Source organism: Kitasatospora sp. NPDC056531, from assembly GCF_042794375.1.
In the GTDB taxonomy this organism is placed as follows: domain Bacteria; phylum Actinomycetota; class Actinomycetes; order Streptomycetales; family Streptomycetaceae; genus Kitasatospora.
On record NZ_JBHTTU010000133.1, the window covers coordinates 1 to 3,934 of the forward strand.

General features: G+C 68.7%; 3 protein-coding genes and 2 pseudogenes. All 5 read left to right on the forward strand.

Annotation, left to right across the window (positions count from 1 at the left end):
• Window positions 1-729, forward strand: a 729-nt coding sequence (locus ACFQ87_RS41305; protein ID WP_380616113.1) for an IS30 family transposase, incomplete at its 5' end; no start/stop codon positions are given.
• A complete protein-coding gene (locus tag ACFQ87_RS41310; protein ID WP_380616114.1) occupies window positions 713-1,045 on the forward strand; it encodes an integrase core domain-containing protein in 333 nt (110 codons plus the stop codon). The genes ACFQ87_RS41305 and ACFQ87_RS41310, both read left to right, overlap by 17 nt.
• 427 nt (window positions 1,046-1,472) lie before the next feature.
• Window positions 1,473-2,213: a G1 family glutamic endopeptidase gene (locus ACFQ87_RS41315; protein ID WP_380616115.1), complete on the forward strand. Its 741-nt coding sequence runs from the start codon at window positions 1,473-1,475 to the stop codon at window positions 2,211-2,213.
• Between the two features lie 175 nt (window positions 2,214-2,388).
• Window positions 2,389-2,631 (forward strand): annotated as a pseudogene (locus tag ACFQ87_RS41320) (amidase family protein); the annotation flags it as partial.
• Between the two features lie 605 nt (window positions 2,632-3,236).
• Window positions 3,237-3,934 (forward strand): annotated as a pseudogene (locus ACFQ87_RS41325) (hypothetical protein); the annotation flags it as partial.

Consider the following 3,934-nt stretch of genomic DNA (forward strand, 5'->3'; position numbering starts at 1 on the left):
CACGAGGCGATCTACCAGTCCCTTTACATCCAGGGCCGCGGCGGGCTCAAGCGCGAGCTGACAGCCTGCCTGCGTACCGGCCGAGCCCTGCGGGTCCCCCGGGCCCGGACCCAGGGGCGGGGCAAGAACTTCGTCACCGAGGAGGTGCTCATCAGCCAACGCCCCGCCGACGCCAACGACCGTGCGATTCCCGGACATTGGGAGGGGGATCTCATCATCGGCCTGGACAGCTCCGCGATCGGCACCCTGGTGGAGCGCACCACCCGGTACACGATGCTGCTGCACCTGCCGCCCATGGACGGCCACGGCGGACCACGCGCCAAGAACGGCCCAGCCCTCGCCGGGCACGGCGCCGAAGCCGTCCGCGACGCCATCGCCACCACGATCACGGACCTCCCCGAGCACCTGCGCAGATCACTGACCTGGGACCAGGGCGCCGAGATGGCCCAGCACGCCCAACTACGCATCGACACCGGGCTGCAGATCTACTTCGCCGACCCGCACAGCCCCTGGCAACGCGGCACCAACGAGAACACCAACGGCCTCCTTCGTCAGTACTTCCCGAAGGGAACCGACCTCAGCAGGCACACTCGTGGCGACCTCGACGCTGTCGCCACAGCACTCAACAGCCGCCCTCGTAAGACACTGGGGTGGAGGACACCCGCCGAAGTCTTCAACGAGCAGCTACTGTTGATCCAACAGGGTGCTGTTGTTGCAACGACTGGTTGAACCTGGGGAGTACAGCAGCGAGGCCTACAACAACCTGTGCGACCGCCTCGGCGTCGTCCAGTCCATGGGGCGCGTCGGGTCGGCCCTCGACAACGCCGCCGCCGAGAGCTTCCACTCCACGATCAAGGTCGAGTACATCCACCGGCACCGCTTCGCCACCCGGGCCGAAGCCCAGATCAAGATCGCGACCTGGATCACGGGCTTCTACAACATCCGGCGCAGGCACAGCGCGGCTGGCGGCCTGCCACCGGTCGAGTTCGAACGGATCATCAGCAAGGCACGAGCCGAGGCCCATCAGGAGGCCAAGGCCGCATAGCGGAAGACTCCACGATTACAGGGGATTGACAGTGCCCAGCGTCCCCCCTCGGTGAACGCGGCAGCCAACAGCCGCTGCACCGGATCCTGCGAGAACTCTCCCTGTCCGAACCATCGCCGTAGCCGCGAGGTGTCGGTGGACAGCCGCTGCCCAATCGCCGCCCGACACCGGTTTTCGGGCGCCTGGTGAAGCGGAACCTGAGAGCTTCACTAGCGGAATCTGAAGTTTCCGCCGGATGGCGCACCAAGTGCCGAAAGCCGTCTATGTTCATTCTCGCCCGGTCAGCGACAGGGCAACTCGTAAGCCATTCCTAGCATTTGACGGCATGTCCGTGGCCTGCTCGGCGCGCTTGCGAGGACCGGTCCCCGCAGCGCGCGATCCCGACATTCGTCGCTGCCCGTCCATGAACAAAACAGGAGTGTTCACCGTGACCCGAAACGCACCCCGACACCGCACTGCCAAGGCCCGGATCGCGATCGTGACGACGCTGCTTGCTGCGGTGCTTGGCTCGTCCGTCTCGGTGGCCGAGGCAGCGCCGGCCGACGCGTCCTTCCCGCACTACGACCACGCCAGGCACTCCAACGAGATCTGGGGCGGCTACAGCGACACCGGCGGCAGGTTCACGTCGGTCAGCGCCGACTGGACGGTGCCGGGTCTGGACTGCACGGCGACCCCGAGCAGCGCGGTCTCGCCCTGGGTCGGCCTCGACGGCTTCGACTCGCCCACCGTCGAGCAGATAGGCTTCGACCAGGACTGTCGCCACGGGAAGGCCGAATACCACCCGTGGGTGGAGATGTACCCGGCGGGCCCGAACTACTTCACAGAGACGATGCGGGCCGGTGACACCATCAAGGCGTCCGTGAGCGTGACGGGCACGTCCTTCACCCTGACGGAGTCCGATACCACCCAGGGCTGGTCCAAGACCTTCCACAGGACCGGCACCGCCGAGCTTGACTCCGCCGAGGTGATACTTGAGGACCTCGGCAACAAAATTCCGGCCGTCGCCAACTTCGGCAAGATCACGTTCAGGAACGCGACCGCGAACGGCGTGCCACTCGCGAGCGTGGGCACTCCCAACTCCAGCGACCTCGAACGAGGCAGCACCCCCTTGACCCACAACTCCAAGCTCAGCGCGGGCCAGTTCACCATCACCTGGCTCCGCGCCTGATCCGCCGCTCAAACTCGGTACGAGAACCGCCCGCCGCTCGGCCGGCGGGCGGTTCGGCCCTCTGTGGGAATCGGGCGACAGAGTCCCACAGGGCGTCGACGGCGGCTGAATTCACCCGGTGCCGAGAAAATCGCCAGGCCGCCGTCAGTCGGCCCGCCCGCTACCCAAACGCGCCTGGATGAACATCCGCCGCTCCTGGGCCGAATTCCTCGACGACTACCCGCTCCTGCTCGGCCCGTCGTTCACCGAACCGCCCGTCGAACCGGGGCTGGAGTCGCGCGACCGGGCCGGGCGGGACCGCGTCGCGTCGGGAATGCGCCTGTGTACCGTGACCAGCTTCGTGGGCGTGCCTGGGGTGGCCGTGCCGACCGGGATGGCCGACGGGCTGCCGTCCGGAGTGCAGATCGTCGGGCGCGCGTTGACGCGCTGCTCGACCTCGAGGACGCGGGCAAGGCGCGCCCGGACGGCTGGGCGAGGGGCCGCAAGCTCTGGTGCCTGACCAGGGCTGGCCACAAGGAGGCTGCCGGTTTCCTGCCGCCGGGCACGAAGCTGTCCGCCGTCCGGGAGGTGGAGAGTGCCGGCTATGACGAGCACGCCCTGGACGTCGTCGCCACTGCCGGACACCTCACCCGCGCCGGCCACGGCTCGCCGCTCACCGCGCTGACGTACCGGTCCGGCAGGCGGTCAGTGTGGCGGGAACGCGGCGTGCGGAGTCGTGCAGTGCGCCCCGCGCGGTGCAAGTTCTGTGGTCGGAGCGACTGTTGGGTGTGGTGGTGTTCCGAACGTTGGTTCATACGGGTTATTCGCTCGGGAGGGTATGGCCTTGGCCGGCCGGTGTGGTTGTAATGGCGGTGACCGACTGTGGGGTGCCCATTCCCCTGTCGGGGCGTCGGGGTGGTGATCGCTTGACGGGTCACCGTCCCCATGCACGGGCACCCTGACAGGTGGAATTCGTCGGCCGTACCATCCGGCGCGGCCGTGTTCGGGCAGCCCCACTCCCGATTCACTCAAGGGGCTGCTCACATGGCAGTAACCATCGTTCCCACCCCCGTGGCGGCGTGTTCCGCCTTCACCGCCACGGTCACCGGCGCGCCCGCGGGGGCCGTCACCGCTGTCTTCTTCTATGACGGCGCCGCCCCGCAGTCGCTGCCGGTGGTCGCCGGCGCCGCCGGACCGGCGACGTTCACGGCTGTCGGCTCCGGCGCGCAGCTGGTCCTGGTGACCTACCTGAATGCCGTCAACACGGTGGTCGGGGCCGACAGCGGCACGGTCACCGTCAACGCGGCGCCGGCCGGGACCATCTCCACGACGCTGTCGATCGCCGTCGGCGGCCTCGTGACCGCCCAGACCACCCTGACCTGCAGCGCCGGCCTGACTTCCGTCAACGGCACCCTGACCTACACCCTGCCGGGCGGGGTCACGGTCACCGCCCCGGTGGTCAACGGCGTGGTCGGTCCGGTCAGTCTGGGACTGGCGCTGACGGCCGGTCAGGTGGTGGGGGTCAGCTTCACCCCCGCCGCCGGCACCTGTGCGGCCTGCACCTTCGCGCCGATCACCGTCACGGTGCCGGCGCCGACGACCTGTTCGGTGGTCGTCATCCAGCCGGTGGTCGGCCCGATAGTCGCCGGCCAGCCCACCGTCGTGTCCGCGGTGGTGCTGTGCAACGGCGTGCCCGTTCCGGGTGCGGCGGTCACCTTCAACGGCGGCGGGGCCACCCCGGT